Raw genomic sequence first — 23,460 nt, forward strand, 5'->3', positions numbered from 1 at the left:
TATGCCTGGAGAAAACATGGCCAAGACCACCGAACAGCCCGCCGCCGATCAGTCGCCGGCGGATCTGATGCTGACCTTTCGCGACAAGGTGTACACGTCGCGCACCCTGATCATCCCTGACAGTGATCGCACGCTGTCGGTGGCCAAGGGGCGTGTCGAGGTGTCGGTTTCCGATGAGCAGGCCGTCGCGTATCTGAAGGCCCACCCCGAGCTTGAGCCGCTGAAGGAGTGATGTCGATGATCGGAATGGATCGCCACACCGGCCAGCCCATTTCCGGCATCGAGCATCTGCGCCAGTCCATGGGCGACGTCCTGGGCACGCCACTCGGCAGCCGCCGGCACCGGCCGGAGTATGGCAGCAAGGTCCGCTCCTACGTGGACTTGCCTGTCAATGAGGGTTGGAAAAGCTCCGTGCAAGCGGAAGCCATCCGCGCCCTGGAGCGCTGGGAACCGCGGCTGAAACTGGAGCGCGTGCGTGTGCTGTCGGTGCTGGGCGGGCAAATCAATCTGAGCATTGCCGGCGACTATCTGGGTGACAGCTTTCTTGTGGAGGTCAGCGTATGAGCCTGCTGGATCTGTCGGCCCTGCCGGCGCCGGATGTGCTGGAGCCTCTGGACTTTGAGGCGACCTATGAGGAAGGGCTGGGCGTCTTTCGCGGCTACATGGGGAACAACTGGACCGCGACGCTGGAAAGCGACCCGGTCACCAAGGTGATCGAGGTCGGGGCTTACATCAAGGTCGGGAACCGCGCCCGGGTCAACGACGGCGCCAAGGCGCTGTTACTGGCCCATGCCATTGGCAGCGACCTCGACCAGTTGGGGGCTAATTACAATCTGAAGCGCCTGGTGATTCAGGCTGAGGATCTGACAGCGGTGCCGCCGGTACCGGAAATCAAGGAAAAGGACGACCCGTTTCGCGAGCGCATCCAGTTGGCCTTTGAGGGCTTGACCACGGCCGGGCCGCGTAACAGCTACATCCTGCATTCACGTAACGCGTCGGGGCTGGTGGCGGATGCCACGGCGGAAAGCCCGGCGCCGTGCTGCGTTACGGTAACGGTGCTGAGTTCGGAAGGGGAAGGCGAGGCCGGCCCTGAGTTGTTGGCCGTCGTGGACACGGCGCTGAATGATGAAGATGTGCGGCCGCTGACCGACTGGGTGACGGTGCAGAGCGCGGAGATTATCCGTTACCGCATCGACGCCATTTTGCACATGAGCAGCGCCGGGCCTGAAGGGGATGCCAGTTTGGCCGAGGCCACCAATCGACTGGCGGCCTGGATCAATCCGCGCAAGCGATTGGGGGTTGAAGTGGCGCGCTCGGCGATTGACGCTCAGTTGCACGTTGCCGGTGTTTCCCGGGTTGAGCTGCCCGGCTGGGTCGACCTGGCTCCGACCAAGGCGCAGGCGGCCTGGTGCTTCGACTATGACGTGAAGATGGCGGGGGCGGCATGAAGAGTCTGCTGCCCAGCAATAGCACGCAACTGGAGCGCGCCCTGGAGGCGACGTTTTACGAGCGCACGATTGTCCCGCTGCGCACGCTCTACAACACCGATACCTGTCCGGTGCATCTGCTGCCCCATCTAGCGTGGGCGTGGTCGGTCGATCGCTGGGATTACCGTTGGCCCGAAGCGACCAAGCGCGCCGCCATCAAGGCGTCGTATTACATCCATGCCCACAAAGGGACCATCGGCGCCTTGCGCCGGGTGGTCGAGCCCCTGGGCTACCTGATCGAAATCGTCGAGTGGTTCAAGACAGTGCCCAAGGGCGTGCCGGGAACTTTCGCGCTGAAGGTCGGCGTTCTGGACACCGGTATCACCGAAGAAATGTATCAGGAGCTGGAGCGCCTGATCGACGACGCCAAGCCCGTCACCCGGCACCTGACTGGGCTGGCGATCAGCCTCGAAACCCAAGGCAATTTGAACATAAGCGTTGCCCTCTACGAAGGCGACGAAATCGACGTTTACCCGCCGGTAATGCGTGACATCGAGGTCACGGGCCGCTTCGGCGTGGTGGGGCGCGAACACTCCATAGACACCCTGGACGTTTACCATGATTGATGCGAACTCGCAGTTTTTCGCCATCCTTACGAACGTGGGAATGGCGAAACAGGCGAACGCCGACGCGCTCGGCATTCCCTGGAAGATCACCGAAATGGGCGTGGGCGATGCCAACAACACCGACCCGATCCCCAATGCCTCGCAAACCACGCTGATCAACGAATGGCGGCGCCGGCCACTGAATCAACTCAAGATCGACCCCATCAACCCGGCGGTGCTGATCGCCGAGCAGATTATCCCGGCGGATGAAGGCGGCAAGTGGATTCGCGAAATCGGTCTGTACGACGCGGACGGGGATCTGGTGGCGGTGGCCAACTGTGCGCCGAGCTTCAAGCCGATCCTGTCGCAAGGCTCGGGCCGCACGCAAATCGTGCGGATGAACTTCATCGTCACCAGTACCGGCAACATCACGCTCAAGATCGATCCGGCGATTGTGCTGGCCTCGCGGGCATACGTCGACGCGGCCATTCTGGAAGTACTGCCGAAGAACAAGACGCCCGGCGAATGGACCCGGGTCAAGACCAACGATCGGGGGATTGTGGTATCGGGTGATAACCCGAGCACGTTGGCCGGGATGGGCATCACGGACAGTTACACCAAGGCTCAAGTCGAGGCGATGATTGCGCAGGCCTCGGCGCTGCCGGTCGGCGCTTCGGTATGGTTTCCAGTGAACAAAGTCCCGCCCGGATTTCTGGAGATTGATGGCAGCGTCAAGAGTATTGCGGCCTATCCGGATCTGGCGGCGTTTTTGGGGACTGACTTCAATAAGGGCGATGAGGGTGCTGGTAACTTCCGCTTGCCGGAATCGCGGGCCGAGTTCCTGCGTGGCTGGGACCATGGGCGGGGCGTCGATGCAGGCCGCGCTATTGGCAGTTACCAGCTCGATGCGCTGCAAAACATTACCGGCACGATTGGCGATATGCCACGTGGTATTGGCGGTACCAATGCCTTTGGTAGTGGCGCCTTTACATCTGTGGTTTCTTCCAATGGTGGGTCAGCGGACGGTAGCGCAATCTCCTATGCGGACTTCACGTTTGACGCATCGCGTGTGGTTCGCACCTCGACCGAAACTCGCCCGCGCAACTTGGCAGTTATGTGGTGCATCAAGGCCTGGAACGCGCCGATCAATCAGGGAAACATTGATATTGCCGCGTTGGTGACTTTGGCGGCTCAGGCGACTGAAATCAATCAGGGTACGGCCAAGGTCGCCACTGATGCACAGATGCTTGATAGCGCGAATGATGCCGTGATGGCCACGCCGAAAAAACTGCGCAAAGGCTTTGCTATCAGCCTGGCGGCGGCCGGTTACATTGCGTTCCCTACGTGGCTGGGCGGTCTTATTTTGCAATGGAGTAAAACGGCTCCCGGGAATGTGCCAGCCAACGGCGGGCAGAGTGTTTCTGCGAGCTGGCCGATCACGTTCCCAAATGCGGTCTATCTTGCCGGCGCGAGCTGTGACGGCACTGGCGCCACCGCTAACACGGTTGGCGCTTTCGTCTTCAATGTCGGGCTGTCTACGGTTGGCGTGGCGGCCACGAATTTTTCGGGCAGCCTTCAGTCGACGCAAGGGACATATTTTTGGGGCATTGGGAGATAAGGGGGCTTTATGTATTTTTCAGAGCAAACAGCCGGGTTCTATGACCCAAAAGTAAATCACTCCATGCCGGATGATGCTGTCGAAATCACTCGAGAAACATACCTTGAGTTGTTGGCCGCTCGCTCTGCGGGTCTGTTGGTTAAGCTTGATGAGGGAGGGGTGCCAATTATCGGCGGTCCTCCTGAGCCTTCGGCGGAGCTGATTGCTAGTGCTGAACGAGAGTGGCGAGACATAGCGATCAGTCAGATTCAGTGGCTTATTAACCGGCATCGTGACGAGGTTGAAATCGGTCTGGCGACCACGCTGACTGCGGAACAGTTTTCGGAGCTTCTGGCTTATGTGCAAAGCCTGCGCGATTGGCCGGCGTCAACGCTGTTCCCTGACATTGCCGGTCGGCCGGAAGCTCCTCAATGGCTGGCCGAACAGTCCCAATAAACGCCCCGCACTGATGGGGCGTTTTCTTTTCCGTTACGCGTAACACGAACATCCCTCACAGCCTCGCTTATGCGGGGTTTTCTCGTTTCTGGAGATTGCCTTATGAGTTTCTTTCACGGCGTTACGACCACGCTGCTCGACACCGGGGTGCGGACTATTTCGCTGCCGTCGTCGTCGATCATCGGTCTGTGCGACACCTTCACCCCAGGCATCCTCGGCGGCGGTACGGCGAAGGCCGGCGAACTGAAGTTGATCACGTCCGAGCGCGAAGCCATCGCGGCATTCGGCGCTGGGTCGGCCATCGCCAAGGCAGCGGCCGCCATCTACGTGCGGGCCAAAGCGGTGATCGTCGCTGTCGGCGTGCCCAAGCTCGAAGACGCCGCGCTGCAAACATCTGCCATCATCGGTGGCGTTCTTGCCGATGGCCAGCGTACCGGCCTTCAGGCGCTGCTGGACGGCAAGAGTAAGCACAACGCCCAGCCCAAACTGTTGATCGCCCCGGGGCATTCGTCGACGCAGGCCGTGGCCACCGCCATGGATGCCCTAGCCGGCAAGTTGCGCGCGATCGCCATCATCGACGGACCGAATACCACCGATGAGGCGGCCATGGCCTACGCCTTGAACTTCGGCAGCAAGCGGCTTTTTCTGGTCGATCCGGGTGTGCAGTTCTGGGACACGGTCGAGAGCGCGACGGTCGATGCCCCAGGTTCGGCGTGGACGGCGGGCCTGTTCGCCTGGACCGATGCCGAGTACGGCTACTGGGCGTCGCCATCGAACAAGGAGTTTGTCGGCATCACCGGCACGAGCCGCCCGATCGAGTACCTGGACGGCGACGCCACCTGCCGGGCCAACCTGCTGAACAACGCGAACATCACCACGATCATTCGCGATGGCGGTTTCCGTCTATGGGGCAACCGCACGCTGTCCAGCGATCCGAAATGGGCGTTCATCACCCGCGTGCGGACTTGCGACATCCTCATGGATGCGGTGCAGGCCGGGCACAAGTGGGCGGTCGACCGCTCGATCACCAAGACCTATGTCAAGGATGTGACCGAAGGTCTTCAGGCGTTCATGCGCGACGAGAAGAACCGGGGTGCGGTGATCAATTTCGAGGTCTACGCGGACGACGAAATGAGCACGGCCAGCCAAATCATGCAGGGCAAAGTCTACTGGCGCATCCGTTTCACCGACGTGCCGCCGGCGGAAAACCCGAATTTCCTCTTCGAAGTCACCGATCAATGGGCGACCGAAGTTCTTGAAGCAGCCTAAGGGGGCCGTTCGATGATTCCTCAAGTTCTCTCCAACTGTAACGCGTTCGTCGACGGCATCAGTTTCGCCGGCGACGTGCCGACCCTGTCGCTGCCCAAGCTGACCCAAAAGACCGACGACTACCAGGGCGGCGGCATGTTGTCGCCGGTCGAAATCGCCATGGGCCTGGAAAAGCTGGAAGCGGCGTTTACCACCAACGGCGTGCGCCGCGAGGCGCTGAAGTACTTCGGCCTGGCCGATCAGACCGCTTGCAATCTTGTGTTCCGCGGTGCCTTCAAGGGCCTACGAGGCGTGGTCACGCCGGTCATTGTGACCATGCGCGGCGGCATCAAAGAGGTCGACATGGGCGACTGGAAACCGGCCGACAAGGCCGAAATCAAGCACGCGGTCAAGCTGGTCTACTACAAGCTGGAGATCGACGGCCGGGTCATGTACGAAATCGACCCGCTCAACATGGTGATGGTGGTCGACGGCGTCGACCAAGCTGCCGCCGAACGCTCGGCCCTCGGCCTCTAAGGACAAAAGCACATGACTCAAGTAACCCAAGACCAAGAGCTGCCGAGCTGGCTGAAGCTGAGCGATGAGGGCGTTACCGTAACGCTCAAATACAAGACTCTGATCAGCGGTGTCCTGACGGACAAGCTGATGATGCGTGCGCCCAGCGTCATGGATTGGCGCGCCTCAAAGGTGGCGGGCAATGGCGACTATGAAAAACAGGAGTTGTCGCTGTTTAGCAGCTTGCTGGGGCTCACTGAGGCGGAATTGTTGAGCCTGAAATACAAGGACTATCAGCGCCTATCGGCGGGCTATTTTCGCCTGGTCGAAGAAGACGACGTTTAACGCGACCACCCTCAAAATGGCGGCCCAACGCTTGGCGAAAGAGACAGGTTTCTCTGCTGCCGAGATTACGGCCATGCCCTTTGATGAGATGGTTTGGTGGCTCACGGATTGAGCCGCCCTTGATCGACCCGACGTATAGGGCAAGTACATGGCGAACAAACTCGCGCTCGGCCTGGTCATTGGCGGGGCGGTCAGCTCTACCGTGGGTTCCGCGTTTAAGGATGTCACCAGTCGCATCAAGCGTCTGGAGGCCGAAGGCAAAAAAGCCCGGGTGCTGGAAAAGACCATTGGCGACACCATACGGTTGCGCGATGAATGGCGCAAGGCACACATGGCGGGCGAGAAGGGCGCCGGCGCGCTGCTGAAACAGCTGGAAAGCAATCTCAGCAGCCTGAAGAAGCAAGGCGTTGAAGTCCGCAATCTGGCCAAGGCTTACAGCACCATGGGGCAAGCGGCCGCCAAGGCCGAGCTGAAAGCCAAAGGTCACCATCAGCTGGACGAGGGCAAGCAGCGCCTGAGAAGCAGTGTCGGCCAGGCGGTCGCCGGCACGGCTGCGATGGCGCTCCCGGCGAAGATCAGCGCGGACTATGGCGCGATCATTCGTGACATTGCGATCAAGTCGAACATTGCCAACAAGCCTGAAGAAGCGAAGTTGTCCCAGACGGTGATCGACACGTCTCGCGACACCGGCATGGCGCGCAATCAGGTGGCCGAGGTGGTCAACGCGCTGGTGGGGGCCGGCATGGAGCTGGACAAGGCCCTGCAATATGCCCCAACGGCGGCCAAGTTCGCCGTGGGCCAAGGCTCGGATGGTGGCGAAACCGCGCGCATGATCAACGCCCTGGGGCAGAACGCCAAGATTTCCGATCCGGCCATGATGCAGAAGGCGCTGGAGGCGATCGCTTACCAAGGGCAGGCGGGCAGTTTTGAGGCGGCCGACATGGCGCGCTGGTTCCCTGAGCTGCTGGCAGGCATGGGCAAGTTGGGCATCACCGGGATGGATTCGGTCACGCAACTGGGTGCGATGCTTCAGGTGCAGATGAAGACCGCCGGCGGTTCGGATGAGGCGGCGAACAACCTCAAGAACTGGATGGAAAAGATCGGTTCGGGTGACACGGTCGAGGCCTACAAAAAGGCCGGGATCGATTATCAGGGCTCAATGAACACCGGCCTGCAGAATGGCAAGTCCACACTGGAATCCAGCTTTGAGCTGGCCCAGAAGTACATTGCGGCTACCGATCCGAAGAAGGCCGCCGCCATGGCGGAAGCCACGGCCAAGATCAGCAAGGAGACCGATCCGGAAAAAGCCAAGGCCATGATTGCCTCCCTGGAGCAAGCCTTGCGTACCGGCGATCTGTTCGCCGACATGCAGGTTAAGGGCGCCTTGACCGCGTACATGCAGAACAAGGATCTGTATGCGAAGTTGAAAAGCGAATCGGCCAGCGCCACGGGGATTCTGGACAAGAACCTTGAGGAACGCCGGCAGTCGTCCGCGCAGAAACAGGCGGAAATGGTCCAGGGTATCGACGACGCCATGCGTGGCATCGGTGATGCCTTTCGGCCGGTGACTGACGCAGTGGTCGACGGCGTGACCTCCGTCACGCGAGGCCTCGCCAAACTGTCCGATGAGTCGCCCCGGCTGGTGACGGGTATCGGTGCGGCCGTCGCGGCCGTGATCGGCTTTCAGACCGCCATGAGCAGCTTCAAGATTGCCAAGGGCCTGATGAACCTCGGGCGCGGCTCGCTGATGGGCAATCCCAACATCCCGCAAAAGGTGATCGTCACCAACATGCCGGCCGGTGGTGCCGACGGGCTGGATGGCGGCGACTTCGATGCCGGTGGCGAAGGCAAAAAGGGCAAAAAAGGCAGGGCGGGCGGCAAGGGTGGCGTGCGTGGTGGGGGTGGTGTCGGTGCTGTTGTCAAAGGGGCGGCGGTGCTCGCGGTCGCTGAGGCCGGTTACAAGGCCTATGACACTTATCAGAACGCCGAGACGCGGGACGAGAAGGCCGAGGGCTACGGCGCGGCGGCGGGCGGGTTGGCGGGCACGCTGACCGGTGCCGCCGCTGGTGCGGCGATCGGTACGGCGGTGTTGCCGGTGATCGGCACCTTTGTCGGCGGGTTGATTGGGGGGTATCTCGGCAGCCAGGGCGGTGACGCGCTGGGTGGGGCCATCGGCAAGTCGATGTTTGGCACACCCGATGAGCTGAAGCGGATGCCGGCCGCCGGTCCGCTGATGATGAGCAATGCCGGCAAGGACATTCCGCCGGTGATGGGCGGCATTGCCAGGTCGTTCGCCGCGCCAGTGGCCGGGTCGCTGGTGATGGCCCGTGGCGGTGCTCCGGTGATGCCGGCCGCCGCCGTGCCCGCCCGTGCTGCCACCGCTGCCGAAACGCAGCCTGGTGACGCCGCGCGCTCGATGATGTTGCCGCCGGCCAGCGCCGATATCGGGGCGGGGCCGCTGGCCAAGGTCCTGGCGCCGGCCGCGAGGTCGGAGCCCGCCAAGATCGAATCCAAGGTGGACATTCAGGCGCCGTTTTCGCTGACGGTCAACGGTGACGTGAAGGACGGTGCGGCGCTGTATGTGCAGCTCAAGCCGTTTCTCGATCAGCATCAGCGCGACCTCGGCAAGCAACTGGAGAGCCGCAAGCTCTACGACGAACCGCACGTTTAATCAGGAGGGCTCATGGAAGCATTGGGGCAATTACAGTCGGGGCTGAAGTACTTGGCCTCGGCCGGGGAAACCGGTCGGCGCAGCCTGGACGGCATGCTGGGGCCGGTGAATGGCGCGATCGGGGAAATCACCGGCGCGACGTCCGAGCTGGAGGGGCTGCCCTTTGTCGGTCCCGCAATGGGGGCCAAGCTGCAGCGGGTTATGCGTGGGGTGAATGCGGCTCAGGCCAAGGTCGGGCAGGTGGTGGCCACCTACAACACGGCCACCCGGGCGCTGTCGCAGATTGACGAGCGCATGGGGGTGCTGAAGGAGCAGACGGGCAAGGCGGCGACGGCGATCAACAAGATCGCCGGCAAGGCCAGTCCGGCGCTGGCCAACATCGTGCCCACCGGGGCCTTTGCTACGGATTCGACGCCGGCACCGGAGGCGGTGAAGCCGTTCCCGCACTTGCTGATCATCCAGCCCAAAGATCCCAAGGCGCCGCCGTATTTCTTCAACCTCGACACGGCGGCCTTTGACGAACTGCGCCGCTCGACTGAATTCCGCTGGGCTTCCCAGGAGCGCCTGTCGCGCCGGCCGGCGCAGCAAGCCGTGGGCATGGGCGATGAGAAGATCACGCTCAAGGGCGCGATCTTTCCGGGGTTCAAGGGCGGCCTGAAGCAGCTCGACACGTTGCGCGCGATCGGCGCCAGGCTTGAACCGTTGAGCCTGGTCACGGGTTATGGCGACGTGTTGGGGAACTGGTGTCTCAAGAGCATTGAAGAAGAACAGAGCGCGCTGATGCAGGGTGGTATCCCGCGCAAACAAGGGTTCACGCTGGAGTTTGTACGCTATGGCGACGACATGCAGAACGTCTGACGGGGATTTGTTGGACACCATCTGTCACAACTACTACGGCCATCTGGTCGGCAGTGTCGAGGCGGTGCTGGATGCCAATCAGGGTTTGGCTGACGAGCCTCAACCCTATCGTGCCGGGGTAGTCATCACCCTGCCGGATCTGCTGGCTCCCGCTACGGAGCAGGTAACGCTATGGAATTGATGGTCTACACTCGTGTCGTTCATTTCTTCAAGCTCCTTACTTTCTTGCCCGCCTTGTGCGGGTATTTTTTTGGAAAAAATTCATGACGCCCATCTTTCGTATCGTGGCGGATGGTGCCGATATCACGAGCCTGATCAACGATCGGCTGTTGCAGCTCAGCACCACGGACAAGCCCGGCATGGAGTCGGACGAGTTCGAATTGCGCATTGATGATCGCGACGGGCTGGTGACGCTGCCCCGCAAGGGCATCGGCATCGAGATCTATCTGGGCTATGCCGAGACAACCCTGGCGCGCCTGGGGCGTTATGTGGTGGATGAAGTCACGGTATCTGGTCCGCCGGATGTGATCGTGATCAAGGGCAAGGCCAGCGACATGCGCGGCAGCGGCAAGACCATCCGCAGCGGTAGCTGGGAGAACGTGCCGTTGTCCAAGATCGTCAGCGATGTCGCCACGCGTAATGGCTGGCAGCCGGTGTGCCCGGTGACGACGAAGGTCGCCCGGGCGGACCAGCTCAGCGAGTCTGATTTCAACTTCATCACGCGCCTAGCCAAGCAATACGACTGCACCGCCAAGGTGGGCGACGGGAAGCTGTTGGTGATGCCCCGCCAAGGCGGGCAGACGGCCAGCGGCAAGGTGTTCGGGGCAGTCACCCTGACCCGCAGTGACGTCAGTCGCTGGCAGTTTCGCTTCGGCGATCGCAGCGCGCACAAGGCGGTGGCCACTAAGCACCAGGACAAGAAGACCGGAAAGCTCGCGGTCGTCTCCCTGGACAATGACGATGTGCCGGACGGCCTGCCGGCAGTGCATACCGATCGACACATTCATCCGAACAAGACCGCCGCGGAATCGGCGGCCAAGGCGCGTTTGGCGGCGTTCAACCGATCGAGCGCGGATGTTCGGTTTGAAATGCCCGGGCGCACGGACCTGTTTGCCGAGCGGACGATCAACGCCCAGGGATTCAAGGTCGGGCTTGATGGCGAGTATCTGGCGGACTCGGTGGAGCAGGTCTACACCCAAGCCGGCTGGTCGACCACCGTCGAGTGCAACGGCGGCAAGAATGGCAAGGCCAAGGCCAAGGGCAGGAAAAAGAAGGTGGTGAAGCCGGTCAAAGTCGTGTCCCTGAAGTAACGCGAAAACGAATCCATAGCCGCCGAGTGCGGTTTTTTTATGCCTGGAGTTTGTATGTCCTTAACCGAGAAACAGCTGCAACTCATCATGCCAAACGCCCGCCGCCAAACGGGCGTTTTTGTATCCGCCCTAAACATCGCCATGGCCCACCGGCAAATCGACACACCGAAGCGCCAGGCCGCATTCCTGGCCCAAGTCGGGCACGAGTCCGGCCAACTGCAGTACGTCCGCGAACTGGGTGGCGATCAGTACCTGAGCAAGTACGACACCGGCAATCTGGCCGCGAAACTGGGCAACACTCTAGAGCCGGACGGTGATGGCCAGCGCTATCGCGGGCGCGGCCTGATCCAGATCACTGGCCGCAACAACTACTTGCGCTGCAGCCTGGCACTGTTCGGCGACGAACGATTGCTGCGCACCCCGGAGTTGCTCGAGCTGCCGCAATGGGCCGCCGAGTCGGCCGCGTGGTTCTGGTGGGTGCGAGAGCTGAATGCCTTGGCGGATAGGGATGAGTTCGAGGCGATCACCCGCAAGATCAACGGTGGCCTCAATGGCTTGGCGGATCGGCTGCAATTGTGGGAGCGGGCGAGGGCAGTGCTATGCGTGTCGTCGACATGATCCCGGCGCCGTATCGGCTGCTGGCCATCGGGGTGCTGCTGACCGCATTGGCGGGTGGCTCTGCCGCATCGGCCTGGCAGATTCAGGACTGGCGTTATGGCCGACAGCTTGAGCAACAAGCCCGCCTGCAGGCGGAAAGTCTCAATCAACTGACGCTGGCCGCTGCCGCGCAGCAACAGGCCGAGCAGGACAAACGTCTGGCCCTGGAGCAGCGGCTTTCAGCCAGTGAACAAACCCATTATCGAGCTCTGAGCGATGCCCAACGTGATCAAGGTCGCCTGCGCGACCGTCTTGCCACTGCTGATCTGCGCCTGTCAGTCCTACTCGATACCACCGCTGCTGCCAGTGGCCACGCAGTGTCAGCCACCCCCTCAACCAGCGGCGTGGTTCATGGCCCCACAAGAGCCCAACTTGACCCAGCGCATGCTCAACGAATTATCGGCATCACCGATGCCGGCGATCAAGGACTGATCGCGCTGGCGGCCTGCCAGGCCTATGCCAAGGAAGTCTCAACACCAAAGTGAAAAAGAGCGGTCGGGCTGGATGCGTCAACATCCAACCCGATCGCCGTCCCTGCAGATGGTCCCTGCAAGTCCAGCCAAGGCTCTTACTCCGTGCACGAAGCGCGGCGAGCCTAGCACCTGTTTATCCATACAGTAAAGGTCTTGCTCTTAATGTCTACACCCATCATCCCTTGGATGGGCGGCAAACGCCGCTTGGCCGACCGCCTCATTCCGCTCTTCCCACCGCACGAATGCTACGTCGAAGTCTTTGCCGGCGGTGCCGCGCTGTACTTCATGCGGCCCCAGCCATCGCCCGTCGAAGTCCTCAACGACATCAATGGTGACCTGGTCACGCTGTACCGCGTCGTGCAGAACCACCTGGAAGAATTCGTGCGCCAGTTCAAATGGGCGCTCAGCTCGCGCCAAGTGTTCGAGTGGCAGAAGATGACCCGCCCTGAAACCCTCACCGACATCCAGCGCGCCGCCCGATTCTTCTACCTGCAGCACCATGCCTTCGCCGGCAAAGTCACCGGGCAGACGTTCGGTACCGCCACCACCGGCCCAGCAATCAACCTGCTGCGGATCGAGGAAAACCTCTCGGCCGCCTGGCAGCGCCTGTCCGGCACCTACGTCGAAAATCTCCCCTGGCTTGAATGCGCCGAACGCTACGACCGTGCCCACACTTTCCATTACATGGACCCGCCTTACTGGCAGACCGCCGGCTACGGCGTGGACTTTCCGTTCGAGAATTACGAACGGATGGCTGACTTTATGCGCCGCTGCAAAGGCAAGGTGATGGTCAGCATTAACGATCACCCGGATATTCGCCGGGTGTTTGATGGCTTTTACTTTGAGACGCTGGATATCCGCTACTGCAACAGCAACCAGCGGCAGGGGAAGGCTGAGCTGAGCGGTGAGTTGGTGATCATGAATTGGGAGCCTACGTCGTTAGGTGGGTTGTTTTAGTTATCAGAGCTATCCACCAGCGTAATAGAGCCAGCAGGAAGGTCAGACAGATGGATCGCTGATAGGGTTGATCACGCTGCTTTGCTGATTGCGGATATTGCCCACAGGGCGGTCGACCTTGAACCACTCGAAAACCACAGTCGGTTCCCAGTGCAACAGCATTATTTGCTCGGCGCGCTTTTCCGGTGTAGCCGGATTCAGCCATTCTCGGGCCAGTTCGGGATTGAGCGTCACCGGCTGCCAGTCGTGAACATCCACCATGCCGCCCTCGGCGCTGACGAACACGAAGCCGTCATGCGCGTCCGGTTCATGCTCTGCGTTGGGGTACTGGCCTATCACGGCGCAGAGGATTGGGGTGCGATCTTTACGGCGGATCATGTAGGGCTGTTTCTTCGCGCCACCCTCATCAACCCACTCAAACCAGTTGTCGATCGCGATGATCGCCCGGTGCGGCCATATCGGTCTGAAGAATGGATTGTGGACAACTCTGTCTACCCGGGTGCTGATCGAGGCAGAACGATCCATTGCCCAGTGCGGCCGCCATCCCCAGCGCACCATGTCGGCTCGCAGAAACTGACCTTCCTGGTGGAAGAGGGCGAGCTGAGCGGGCGGCGCGGCGTTGTAGAACTCGAAAGGCTGGTCGCCTGCATAGTTGATCAATGCATTGGGAATGCTGAGCGCCGCGACAAAGTCATGAATGCCTCGGTACTGGGAAAGACGTCCGCACATGGTTGGAGCCCTCCGGTTGTGCTTTCAGCGTAGACCCAGCACTTGGCTGCTTGATGACGAAGCCTTGTCTGGCGCGTGCGGGCGTGCCCAGACCTCACCGTATCGCCGTCACTGTTGGTGGCCTACCGCGCGAACGTGTATGCACCGGTGCTCGAAAGTCCACAGCGAATGCGATCCGCGCGGATCGCCTATTGGAACTGCTAAAAACAATGCGAGGGTGGCTTGCGCCACTCTCGCATCCTTTCATACGCTCGACGCCTCAGACGCTGCCAATAACGATGTCGCTAGTCAGAAGATCGACCCCCACCAAGGTGATGGTCGTGACCTGTCCGCCCGTTTCGGTAACCGTCACGATGCTGTCTGCGCCACTGGTGTCGAGTTGGACAGCGGAGTTCTGGTCGCCGTTGAGTACCAGGGTGTCTCGCAGGTTTGCGTCCGCATCGAAGCCGGTGACCTGGTACAGGTTCTCATCGAATGACAAGTCGACGTTGAAGGCATCAAGCTCACCGTCCGTGCCCACCAGCGTGTAGTCGAAGGCGCCAGTCAAGTCGTTGGCGAACAGGTTGGCGTCAAACGTACTTGATGCCGAGTCCCCATCCCTGTCCGTCACCGTCGCGTTGAACGACAGCTGGATATCGCTGGCCAGGCTTTCAGTCTCCTGAATGAACTGGATCACCGGGATCTTGATCTCGCCTCGGCCCATCGTAAGCTGAACAGCATCGATCAGCAGCGAGCCCTCCTGTTCAATGAGGAAGGACACCTGTCCACGGGCCTCTGGAGTCAGGGTATTCACCTCGATGAGATCCGAAGTCGAGCCGTCCTCGTAGTAGATCCTGTAGTACAGGTCCTCGGTCGCGGTGTTGTAACCCGCCACGGAGTTGTCGATGAAGACCTTCATGGCCGTCACCAGGCTCTCCGGATTGACGACGAAACTTTCATCGGTAGCGCCGATTGCCACCAGGTTGTCTCCCTGGAGGACGTTATTGGCGACGCCGATGCCGGACGTGCTGACGTTCATGGCCCTTGGGTCGATGTACGAGGGCAGGGGGTTGGTCTGTAGCTGGGCTTCGGTGGGGTCGGGTGCTCCAAGCCCGATACCGGTCAGGATGTCCGAAGTCGACGCAAGCGCCTTCGCGGAAAAGAACACAACCTCCTCGGATGCCGAAGGAATGGTCGGGTCACTCGTCTTCGGAATTAACAATGTGCGCACTGGGTCCGGACCGCCGGCAGCAAGCGAGCCATCGGCAGTGCTGAGCACGACCGTCGAACTGAAGCCTTGCACCAGATCCAGTGTATAGCTGCCATTGGCATAGGCGGTCAGCGTGTAGTCGACGCTGGTATCCGTGGTTGCGGCGTTGTTGTCGAAATCGCCGGTCAACGTCCCTGCAAATTGGTACGCGCCATTACCGTCCGGTGAGGGCGACTGCTCGACGAGCGTGCCGGTCCCGGTGGTGGTCGTGTTGTCTGGCCTGACGAGAGTGAATTGGTTATTCACCAATGAGATATCCAGACCGTTCGTATCCAGCCCGTCGGCGCCGGCCGAATTACTCCAGTAGCCGGTTTGCGGCAGGACGCTACCGGTGCCGATCAGGTTGCCAAAGGCGAGTGCTGGGCCGTCATCTTCGAAGATGATCTTGGAGCCGATTTCGGCGGTCGTAACAGCAGTTTGGAGCAGTGTGAAACCACCGATATCAAAATCGGCGTGGGTATTGCCCTTGGCGTCGAGGGCCGCTCCGTTCTCGATGAGTACACGGTTGTGATCATCTGTTGTGGTGTATTCAATCTGGTAGCCGGCTTTAACGCCGGTGATGGTTGCAACCCCGTCAGCATCAAAAGTAATAGTAATAGCGGGATCATCCTCCGGTCCGTCTGAATCCTCGATCACCAGCCCGGTGCTGATGTTGATGACGCGAACATTGGTGATCTCAACCAGCGAATCATTTGCATAGCCGTCGATGAAACTCACGCCAGATTCAGCAGTGGTGCTGTATGCGCTGATTTTTACGACAGCACTCTTGCCGCTTTGCAACTGCACGACGTCGAAATTGGCCTTCTTCGCATTGACGACGTCGGTAAAGTCGATGTTGGCTTCAATATCTGCTTCGTTCTGATCCAGGTTGGGAATGGTCACATCCTGCCTGGCACCGGTGACGAACGTATAACGAATGCCCTCCTGTTCCGTAATCATCTGGCTGTTGGTGCCGAAGGTGGTCGGGCCACCCGCCTGGCTGGTATTGATCGTGTCGCCGGTCGTTATACTGACGCCAGTTGACTGATTCGCCGGATCCTTACCGGTGGCGATGATGGTGGGATCCGTGATCCGCACGACACCGTTGACAGTTTCAGTTGCCGGGTCCTCCGTTGTGAACATCAGGAAGAGGTTCTGACCGGAGGGCGCATTGGCCAGACTGAATTCCAGGTCCTGACTGGTTCCGACGAATACCTTATCCAGCAGATTGAGCGAATCATCGGGGTTCGTACCGTCTGGATGCTTGAGCGGTTGGTACTCCACGGTCCAGATCTTGCCGCCGGTGACCGGCGATCCGGTTTCTTCAATATAGGCGGCGAACACGATCGCGCCATCTGCGCCCCCGGCGCGGCCCAGAAGGATGTTGTTGTTCGTATCCGTATAGAGAAGGATGCTGGTGCCATCGAGGGTGTCCAGTCCGCTGTCCAGGCCATTAAGCGGTGCGCCAGCGCTGTCGACGAAGCTGATATCGGTAATGCTTGCTCCGTCGGTGACGGTGAATGCATCGCTGCCCGTGTTACCCACGGCACCGGTGTAGCCACTCAAGGCCGCACCCGTTGCGGTACCTGCCGCAAGTGCGGTCAAACGGGTAGAAAAGGGAGAGGGCAGGGACGCCACCAGAATGTCGTTGTCGTCAGCGTCGCCTGCAGGGGTTGGAGTGGCGGTGGCGTTCTGTAACCCGGCCGTTTCGTCCAGCGAAACGTCCACGCCGGTGATTCCAATAGCCATGATTTTTCTCCCGAGCATTTGCGGTCATCGAGGCCTGACCGTTGACCATTTTCCGCAACTATGGGCATGCGCCGAGGATTGCGCATCGGCCGATACTCCCAAGCGGGATGGGAGTTTCAGACTACTTGGGAGGGGGAAACGGGATTAGAGCGCTAAGGAGCGGCGACGCATGTTCTGTTTATGAATGAGGACTGGCACTGGTGCTCAAAGCCGCCCTCGGAAAGCACTAGACTACGAAACGCCCGCTGTAGCCAATCTGTTGCGTCCACCGGTTGAATCCGCAGCCAAAAGCAGTCATTCGCTGACATGTACAAAGGGATTACTATGCGCCGTGCATAGGTCGTTCGCGGTCTTGACACCGGCGCCATGTCTTCATTCACAAACGGAATATGCGCCGCGCGCCCTCGCGCCTCATCCCGTCTCCCTCTTCCAAGTAGTCCGAAACTCCCCCCCCTTCTGGGAGTATCCTCCGATGCGCAATCCCCGGCGCTTATCCATAGTTGCGACCAAAGGTCAACGGTCAGGCCTCGATGACCGCAGCTACCCGGGAAAAAGTCATGACTCTTGACGAACAAAACTCATTGCTAACAACGTCGATTACCGCCAACGCTCTCAGCGTCGTGGCGAGCGGCGCGAACGTTTCGCTGGACGAAACAGCCGGATTGCAGAATGTCACCGCCACGCCAACCCCAGGGGGAGATGCTGACGACAACGACATTCTGGTGGCGTCCCTACCCTCGACCTTCACTACCCGTTTGGCCGCACTCGGGGCAGGTACCGCAACGGGTGCGGCCTTGAGTGGCTACACTGGTGCCGTGGGCAACACCGGCAGCAATGCGTTCACCGTCACCGCTGACCCCGGAGCCAGCATTACCAATATCAGCTTCGTCGACAGCGCTGGCGCACCGCTCAATAACGTGGATAGCGGTCTGGATACCCTCAATGGCACCCGTATTTTTCTCTATACGGATGCGCTCAACGACAACATCGTTCTGGGCCGAGCCGGTGGCGCGACCGGCGCGATCGTGTTCGCTGCCTACATCGAAGAAACCGGATCGCCGGTTTCGGGCGGCAAGATCTGGACCGTGGAGTACCAACCGCTCAAGCATCCAGGTATGACGAATCCGGATGATTCGCTCAATCTGCTGAACAAGGTTTTCGTCGGCGCCAGCCAGGACCTGGAATTCAGCCTGGCCAATGCGCCCTCCGGTCAGAACCTGTTCCTGATGTTCACCAAAGCGAACCCGGCTACTGAAACTGTCAGTGGTGTCGTACGGATCACGGATCCCGTCATCATCGCCACCGGTAAGAACCCCGCAGACCAGTCAAGTGGCGTCAATATAACGACTGGCGACACGATCAATACCAGCCAGGCGGGTGGCCCGACCACCTTCGGCACCAACAACCAGATGATTACGGAACAGGAAGGCATCCGCTATTCGTTCGTCACGGGTGCCAGGCAGGATATGACCATTCCTAACCTGGATCAGAACGAAGCAGATGTTGAATCCAACATCGACTTTACCGGCGTGTTCAATGCAAGGATGGCTAATTTCGACGTCGTACAGTTGCAAAGCGGCAAGACTGCAGTCGTAAAAATCAGCGCATTCACCACTGCTGTTGAATCTGGCGCGGCTTTCATCAACGGCTATGCGGGTGATGCGTCGATTGCCATCACCAATGTTCGGGTCTTCAACATCAGCACCGGGCAGGTGATCGAGAACTCAAACGGATCGGTGAATGATCCGGCCATTACCATCACCCTGACTGGTGGAGTTGCAACCATCACCGGCATTAAAGCCGGCTACCAGATTGAATACACCACAACGTCGGATCACAACCGCGTGCTGATCGAGAACGGCGCGGCCCTCGATGCCAAGGGCACGGCCCATGCCGATTTTGATATCGGTGGCTTCACGCTGGTCCAGGCCTCTATTTCGAAAACCGAAATCGGCTCCAAAATGATCTTCGAGGACGACGGGCCGAGCATCAGCACCACCGGTACCGAGCCGACGCTGACGGTGGACGAGACAACCCTGGCCACCAACGCCACCCAGAGCTTTGCCGCTAACTTCAGCTCGGCGTTTGGCGTCGATGGCGCCGGCACGTTGACCTATGCGCTGGGCGTGGTCGCGGGCGGCTCCGGACTGACCGACACGGCCACCGGCGAGGCAGTCAACCTGTCGCTTAACGGCACCGTGGTCGAAGGCCGCACGGCCACCACCAACCTGCTGGTATTCACGGTCAGCGTGGCCGCTAATGGCGACGTCACGCTCGACCAGATCCGCGCCGTGGTGCACCCCGTCACGACCAATCCCGATGATTCGAAGAGCCTGACGGCGGACAATCTGGTGACGCTGACCGCGACCAAAACCGATGGCGATGGCGACAGCGCCCAAGCGACCCTCAACATCGGGCAAAACCTGGTGTTCAAGGACGACGGGCCGAGCATCAACACCACCGGCACCGAGCCGACGCTGACGGTGGACGAGACAACCCTGGCCACCAACGCCACCCAGAACTTTGCCGCCAACTTCAACTCAGCGTTTGGCGCCGATGGCGCCGGCACGCTGACCTATGCGCTGGGCGTGGTCGCGGGTGCCTCCGGGCTGACGGACACGGCCACCAACGAAGCGGTGAACCTGTCGCTCAACGGCACCGTGGTCGAAGGCCGCACGGCCACCACCAACCAGCTGGTGTTCACGGTCAGCGTCGCCGCCAATGGCGACGTCACGCTCGATCAGATTCGCGCCGTGGTGCACCCCGTCACGACCAATCCCGATGATACGAAGAGTCTGTCGGCGGACAATCTGGTGACGCTGATAGCGACCAAGACCGATGGCGACGGCGATAGCGCCCAGGCGACGCTCAACATCGGGCAAAACCTGGTGTTCAAGGACGACGGGCCGAGCATCAACACCACCGGCACAGAGCCGGGGCTGACAGTGGACGAGACGCTACTGGGCACCGACGCCACCCAGAATTATGCCGCCAACTTCAGCTCGGCGTTTGGCGCCGATGGGGCCGGCACGCTGACCTATGCGCTGGGCGTGGTCGCGGGTGCCTCCGGGCTGACGGACACGGCCACCAACGAAGCGGTGAACCTGTCGCTCAACGCCGGTGTGGTGGAAGGCCGCACAGCCACCACCAACCAGCTGGTGTTCACGGTCAGCGTGGCCGCCAATGGCGACGTCACGCTCGACCAGATCCGCGCGGTGGTGCATCCCGTCACGACCGATCCCGATGATTCCAAGAGTCTGTCGGCGGACAATCTGGTGACGCTGATAGCGACCAAAACCGACAAGGACGGCGACAGCGCCCAAGCGACCCTCAACATCGGGCAAAACCTGGTGTTCAAGGACGACGGGCCGAGCATCAACACCACCGGTACCGAGCCGACGCTGACGGTGGACGAGACAACCCTGGCCACCAACGCCATCCAAAGCTTTGCCGCCAACTTCAGCTCGGCGTTCGGCGCCGATGGCGCCGGCACATTGACCTATGCGCTGGGCGTGGTGGCGGGTGCCTCCGGGCTGACTGACACGGCCTCGGGCGAGGCAGTGAACCTGTCGCTCAACGGCGGTGTGGTCGAAGGCCGCACAGCCACCACCAACCAGCTGGTGTTCACGGTCAGCGTGGCCGCCAATGGCAGCGTCACGCTCGACCAGATCCGCGCGGTAGTGCATCCCGTCACGACCGATCCCGATGATTCCAAGAGTCTGTCGGCGGACAACCTGGTGACACTGATAGCGACCAAAACCGACAAAGACGGCGACAGCGCCCAGGCGACCCTCAACATCGGGCAAAACCTGGTATTCAAGGACGACGGGCCGAGCATCAACACCACCGGCACCGAGCCGACGCTGACGGTGGATGAGACAACCCTGGCCACCAACGCCACCCAGAGCTTTGCCGCCAACTTCAGCTCGGCGTTTGGCGCCGATGGCGCCGGCACGCTGACCTATGCGCTGGGCGTGGTGGCGGGCGCCTCCGGGCTGACCGACACGGCCTCGGGCGAGGCAGTGAACCTGTCGCTCAACGGCGGTGTGGTCGAAGGCCGCACGGCCACCACCAACCTGCTGGTGTTCACGGTCAGCGTCGCCGCCAATGGCGACGTCACGCTCGACCAGATCCGCGCCGTGGTGCACCCCGTCACGACCAATCCGGATGATACGAAGACTCTGTCGGCGGACAATCTGGTGACGCTGACGGCGACCAAGACCGATGGCGACGGCGATAGCGCCCAGGCGCTACTCAACATCGGGCAAAATTTGGTGTTCAAGGATGACGGGCCGAGCATCAACACCACCGGCACCGAGCCGACGCTGACGGTGGACGAGACGCTACTGGCCACCGACGCCACCCAGAGCTTTGCCGCCAACTTCAGCTCGGCGTTTGGCGCCGATGGCGCCGGCACACTGACCTATGCGTTGGGCGTGGTGGCGGGCGCCTCCGGGCTCACCGACACGGCCACCAACGAGGCGGTTAACCTGTCGCTCAACGCCGGTGTGGTGGAAGGCCGTACGGCCACGACCAACCAGCTGGTGTTCACGGTCAGCGTGGCCGCCAATGGCAGCGTCACGCTCGACCAGATCCGCGCGGTGGTGCATCCCGTCACAACCAATCCCGATGACTCCAAGACCCTGACAGCGGACAATCTGGTGACGCTGATAGCGACCAAGACCGATGGAGACGGCGACAGCGCCCAGGCGACCCTCAACATCGGGCAAAACCTGGTGTTCAAGGACGACGGGCCAAGCATCAGCACCACCGGCACCGAGCCGACGCTGACGGTGGACGAGACGGTACTGGGCACCGACGCCACGCAGAGCTTTGCCGCCAACATCAGCTCGGCGTTTGGCGCCGATGGCGCCGGCACACTGACCTATGCGCTGGGCGTGGTTGCCGGTGCATCGGGGCTCGTGGACACGGCCTCGGGCCAGGCGGTGAACCTGTCGCTCAACGGCGGCGTGGTGGAAGGCCGCACGGCCACCTCCAACCTGCTGGTATTCACGGTCAGCGTGGCCGCCAATGGCGACGTCACACTCGACCAGCTCCGTGCGGTAGTGCATCCCGACGCCACTAATCCCGATGACGCGAAGAGTCTGTCGGCAGACAATCTGGTGACGCTGATAGGGACCAAAACCGACAAGGACGGCGACAGCGCCCAGGCGACGCTCAACATCGGGCAAAACCTGGTGTTCGAGGACGACGGCCCATCACTGGCATTCGGCAACCTGATCGGCACCGGTAGCGTCCTGCCGCAAACCGGGTTCTGGAATAAGTCGGCCGGCGCCGACGGGTTGGGTGCGGCTGGTCTGGATATCTCGGTGAATAGCCAGTTCACTCTCGTCAGACCAGACAACTCGACCACCACCGGCTCTGCCACGCTCACCGAGCAGTCGCCCTCACCGGACGCCAATGGCGCGTACCATTTCGCCGGGACGTTGACCGGCGATTTCGACAACAACGCCGCCACGGCGAATACCAGCGTCGACTACACGCTGACCGCCTTTGACAATGGCAGCTATACCCTGGATCTGGTGCAAGGCTTCAGTTCGACGATCGTACGCAGCAGTGCCGACGGCTCGCTCGATGCCGGCGGCCCGGACGCCGTTCGCACATTGTTAATCCCGGAGCAGAATCCGCCGATTATTCCTTCGTCATCTGAGGAGATTGTCTTTTTTGGTGTTAATGCAACCACTAGCTCAAGTTCCATATTTTCGGCCATCGGAGCGGGAGCGCCCGACCTCACCGAAGCGCAGATAGAAGCCAGCGGGTTTGGATTCATCGGCACCGCGAACATGAACGTCAGCACATCCGGCATCGGGATTGGCAACAACAACCTGGATGGCAACGGGACGGTAGGCATCAATGCCGGTGACGAGAGCTTCGTCATCAACCCCGAGACGTTGTTGACGGGCATGAAAGTTTTCATCGACAACTCAGTGGGAGGTTACAGCCCGGCCACGGAGGAGCTGTACTACACGATCTTTTACCAGGACGGCACGACTTCGGGTTCGGCGACGAAGGTACTTGCCGCTGATCTGACCCCGGAGACTGGAGGACAGACGTCCTTCGTCATTGAGAGAGAGGGCTCCAAGCTCATTGACGCGGTTCAGCTCACGATGGGCCTGGGCGTGGTCAAGATCCCGGTGATCCAGTTCATTCAGGAGACCGAGAACCTGGCCAGCGATGTCAAGCTGACGTTCAACGCGACGCTGACGGACAAGGATGGGGACTCGGCATCAAGTACGTTTGACGCCAACCTGTTCGCCAACGACTTGGGCGGCACCTTCGACTTCACGCTGGTGGGCACAAGCGGTGAGCGTGACGCCTTCAACGTCGATTTGTCATTCGGTGAGGACCAGTACCAGGTCACCGGCTTCGATGCAGGCGCAAACCTGCGAGACACCCTGGTGCTCAACGGCGACCAGAACGCCGTTGTCCAGATCGACAACAACGGCACAAACAGCATCGTGACGGTTACCGAAACGGGCGGAGCCATCACGACCATTACCTTGGTCGGGGTGGATCTTCTGTCTGGCGACATTGTTCTTGGCAGCGTCTGAGGCGGCGCGCGCGTGAAAAAATGCGAGGGTGGCGCAAACCACCCTCGCATTTTTTTGCAGTT

19 protein-coding genes are annotated in these 23,460 nt (G+C 60.8%); 17 read left to right on the forward strand and 2 right to left on the reverse strand.

Translation table 11 applies throughout. The features are described from left to right. Positions 1 to 16 precede the first annotated feature (16 nt). The 16 genes from AB7M29_RS13615 to AB7M29_RS13690 all read left to right on the forward strand — a co-directional run bounded on the left by AB7M29_RS13615 (position 17) and on the right by AB7M29_RS13690 (position 13,120). Positions 17 to 232, forward strand: coding sequence for a hypothetical protein (locus AB7M29_RS13615; RefSeq protein WP_454247035.1), 216 nt, complete (start codon positions 17 to 19; stop codon positions 230 to 232). 5 nt (positions 233 to 237) lie between these two features. After that, the gene (locus AB7M29_RS13620; RefSeq protein ID WP_403138697.1) at positions 238 to 564 is read left to right on the forward strand and encodes a GPW/gp25 family protein; all 327 of its coding nucleotides are present in this window, start codon (positions 238 to 240) and stop codon (positions 562 to 564) included. After that, positions 561 to 1,448, forward strand: a complete 888-nt coding sequence (locus AB7M29_RS13625) for a baseplate assembly protein (protein ID WP_454247036.1) — start codon at positions 561 to 563, stop codon at positions 1,446 to 1,448. The genes AB7M29_RS13620 and AB7M29_RS13625 overlap by 4 nt, the downstream gene beginning before the upstream one ends. After that, positions 1,445 to 2,053: a phage tail protein I gene (locus AB7M29_RS13630; RefSeq protein WP_454247037.1), complete on the forward strand. Its 609-nt coding sequence runs from the start codon at positions 1,445 to 1,447 to the stop codon at positions 2,051 to 2,053. The genes AB7M29_RS13625 and AB7M29_RS13630 overlap by 4 nt, the downstream gene beginning before the upstream one ends. After that, entirely contained in the window at positions 2,046 to 3,650 is a 1,605-nt protein-coding gene (locus AB7M29_RS13635) for a phage tail protein (RefSeq protein ID WP_454247038.1), read from the forward strand. The genes AB7M29_RS13630 and AB7M29_RS13635 overlap by 8 nt, the downstream gene beginning before the upstream one ends. Before the next feature lie 9 nt (positions 3,651 to 3,659). Beyond that, complete coding sequence (locus AB7M29_RS13640) at positions 3,660 to 4,085, forward strand: phage tail assembly chaperone (RefSeq protein WP_454247039.1); 426 nt, start codon at positions 3,660 to 3,662, stop codon at positions 4,083 to 4,085. Between the two features lie 102 nt (positions 4,086 to 4,187). Then, on the forward strand, positions 4,188 to 5,354 hold the full coding sequence (locus AB7M29_RS13645; protein WP_454247040.1) for a phage tail sheath subtilisin-like domain-containing protein: 1,167 nt from the start codon (positions 4,188 to 4,190) through the stop codon (positions 5,352 to 5,354). A 12-nt stretch (positions 5,355 to 5,366) separates the two neighbouring features. Next, a complete protein-coding gene (locus AB7M29_RS13650) occupies positions 5,367 to 5,870 on the forward strand; it encodes a phage major tail tube protein (RefSeq protein ID WP_429580569.1) in 504 nt (167 codons plus the stop codon). 12 nt (positions 5,871 to 5,882) lie between these two features. Then, entirely contained in the window at positions 5,883 to 6,194 is a 312-nt protein-coding gene (locus tag AB7M29_RS13655) for a phage tail assembly protein (protein ID WP_123720930.1), read from the forward strand. Positions 6,195 to 6,342: 148 nt separating this feature from the next. Continuing rightward, the gene (locus AB7M29_RS13660; RefSeq protein ID WP_454247041.1) at positions 6,343 to 8,865 is read left to right on the forward strand and encodes a phage tail tape measure protein; all 2,523 of its coding nucleotides are present in this window, start codon (positions 6,343 to 6,345) and stop codon (positions 8,863 to 8,865) included. Between the two features lie 12 nt (positions 8,866 to 8,877). After that, positions 8,878 to 9,723: a phage tail protein gene (locus tag AB7M29_RS13665; RefSeq protein ID WP_454247042.1), complete on the forward strand. Its 846-nt coding sequence runs from the start codon at positions 8,878 to 8,880 to the stop codon at positions 9,721 to 9,723. Further along, a complete protein-coding gene (locus AB7M29_RS13670; RefSeq protein WP_403138717.1) occupies positions 9,698 to 9,904 on the forward strand; it encodes a tail protein X in 207 nt (68 codons plus the stop codon). The genes AB7M29_RS13665 and AB7M29_RS13670 overlap by 26 nt, the downstream gene beginning before the upstream one ends. Positions 9,905 to 9,986: 82 nt before the next feature. After that, complete coding sequence (locus AB7M29_RS13675; protein WP_454247043.1) at positions 9,987 to 11,033, forward strand: phage late control D family protein; 1,047 nt, start codon at positions 9,987 to 9,989, stop codon at positions 11,031 to 11,033. A 54-nt stretch (positions 11,034 to 11,087) separates the two neighbouring features. Next, a complete protein-coding gene (locus AB7M29_RS13680; protein WP_454247044.1) occupies positions 11,088 to 11,651 on the forward strand; it encodes a glycoside hydrolase family 19 protein in 564 nt (187 codons plus the stop codon). Next, positions 11,633 to 12,175 carry a lysis protein gene (locus AB7M29_RS13685; RefSeq protein ID WP_454247045.1) on the forward strand — a complete coding sequence of 181 codons (543 nt, stop codon included), beginning with the start codon at positions 11,633 to 11,635 and terminating at the stop codon, positions 12,173 to 12,175. The genes AB7M29_RS13680 and AB7M29_RS13685 overlap by 19 nt, the downstream gene beginning before the upstream one ends. A 150-nt stretch (positions 12,176 to 12,325) precedes the next feature. Continuing rightward, positions 12,326 to 13,120 carry a DNA adenine methylase gene (locus tag AB7M29_RS13690; RefSeq protein ID WP_454247046.1) on the forward strand — a complete coding sequence of 265 codons (795 nt, stop codon included), beginning with the start codon at positions 12,326 to 12,328 and terminating at the stop codon, positions 13,118 to 13,120. 42 nt (positions 13,121 to 13,162) lie between these two features. Here the strand turns inward: AB7M29_RS13690 and AB7M29_RS13695 are convergent, their stop codons facing one another. Both AB7M29_RS13695 and AB7M29_RS13700 read right to left on the reverse strand, forming a co-directional pair. Further along, positions 13,163 to 13,849: an SOS response-associated peptidase family protein gene (locus AB7M29_RS13695; protein ID WP_454247047.1), complete on the reverse strand. Its 687-nt coding sequence runs from the start codon at positions 13,847 to 13,849 to the stop codon at positions 13,163 to 13,165. A 259-nt stretch (positions 13,850 to 14,108) separates the two neighbouring features. Next, a complete protein-coding gene (locus AB7M29_RS13700) occupies positions 14,109 to 16,826 on the reverse strand; it encodes a DUF5801 repeats-in-toxin domain-containing protein (protein WP_454247048.1) in 2,718 nt (905 codons plus the stop codon). 557 nt (positions 16,827 to 17,383) lie between these two features. Here AB7M29_RS13700 and AB7M29_RS13705 point away from each other — a divergent pair. Next, the gene (locus AB7M29_RS13705; protein WP_454247049.1) at positions 17,384 to 23,398 is read left to right on the forward strand and encodes a DUF5801 repeats-in-toxin domain-containing protein; all 6,015 of its coding nucleotides are present in this window, start codon (positions 17,384 to 17,386) and stop codon (positions 23,396 to 23,398) included. The last annotated feature ends 62 nt before the right edge of the window (positions 23,399 to 23,460 follow it).

This window comes from Pseudomonas sp. F-14 TE3623 (genome assembly GCF_053629015.1).

Bases quoted from the DNA above. Each gene is read 5' to 3' on its own strand.
- AB7M29_RS13615 (WP_454247035.1), top strand. From the start codon at position 17: ATGGCCAAGACCACCGAACAGCCCGCCGCCGATCAGTCGCCGGCGGAT.
- AB7M29_RS13620 (WP_403138697.1), top strand. From the start codon at position 238: ATGATCGGAATGGATCGCCACACCGGCCAGCCCATTTCCGGCATCGAG.
- AB7M29_RS13625 (WP_454247036.1), top strand. From the start codon at position 561: ATGAGCCTGCTGGATCTGTCGGCCCTGCCGGCGCCGGATGTGCTGGAG.
- AB7M29_RS13630 (WP_454247037.1), top strand. From the start codon at position 1,445: ATGAAGAGTCTGCTGCCCAGCAATAGCACGCAACTGGAGCGCGCCCTG.
- AB7M29_RS13635 (WP_454247038.1), top strand. From the start codon at position 2,046: ATGATTGATGCGAACTCGCAGTTTTTCGCCATCCTTACGAACGTGGGA.
- AB7M29_RS13640 (WP_454247039.1), top strand. From the start codon at position 3,660: ATGTATTTTTCAGAGCAAACAGCCGGGTTCTATGACCCAAAAGTAAAT.
- AB7M29_RS13645 (WP_454247040.1), top strand. From the start codon at position 4,188: ATGAGTTTCTTTCACGGCGTTACGACCACGCTGCTCGACACCGGGGTG.
- AB7M29_RS13650 (WP_429580569.1), top strand. From the start codon at position 5,367: ATGATTCCTCAAGTTCTCTCCAACTGTAACGCGTTCGTCGACGGCATC.
- AB7M29_RS13655 (WP_123720930.1), top strand. From the start codon at position 5,883: ATGACTCAAGTAACCCAAGACCAAGAGCTGCCGAGCTGGCTGAAGCTG.
- AB7M29_RS13660 (WP_454247041.1), top strand. From the start codon at position 6,343: ATGGCGAACAAACTCGCGCTCGGCCTGGTCATTGGCGGGGCGGTCAGC.
- AB7M29_RS13665 (WP_454247042.1), top strand. From the start codon at position 8,878: ATGGAAGCATTGGGGCAATTACAGTCGGGGCTGAAGTACTTGGCCTCG.
- AB7M29_RS13670 (WP_403138717.1), top strand. From the start codon at position 9,698: ATGGCGACGACATGCAGAACGTCTGACGGGGATTTGTTGGACACCATC.
- AB7M29_RS13675 (WP_454247043.1), top strand. From the start codon at position 9,987: ATGACGCCCATCTTTCGTATCGTGGCGGATGGTGCCGATATCACGAGC.
- AB7M29_RS13680 (WP_454247044.1), top strand. From the start codon at position 11,088: ATGTCCTTAACCGAGAAACAGCTGCAACTCATCATGCCAAACGCCCGC.
- AB7M29_RS13685 (WP_454247045.1), top strand. From the start codon at position 11,633: ATGCGTGTCGTCGACATGATCCCGGCGCCGTATCGGCTGCTGGCCATC.
- AB7M29_RS13690 (WP_454247046.1), top strand. From the start codon at position 12,326: ATGTCTACACCCATCATCCCTTGGATGGGCGGCAAACGCCGCTTGGCC.
- AB7M29_RS13695 (WP_454247047.1), bottom strand. From the start codon at position 13,849: ATGTGCGGACGTCTTTCCCAGTACCGAGGCATTCATGACTTTGTCGCG.
- AB7M29_RS13700 (WP_454247048.1), bottom strand. From the start codon at position 16,826: ATGGCTATTGGAATCACCGGCGTGGACGTTTCGCTGGACGAAACGGCC.
- AB7M29_RS13705 (WP_454247049.1), top strand. From the start codon at position 17,384: ATGACTCTTGACGAACAAAACTCATTGCTAACAACGTCGATTACCGCC.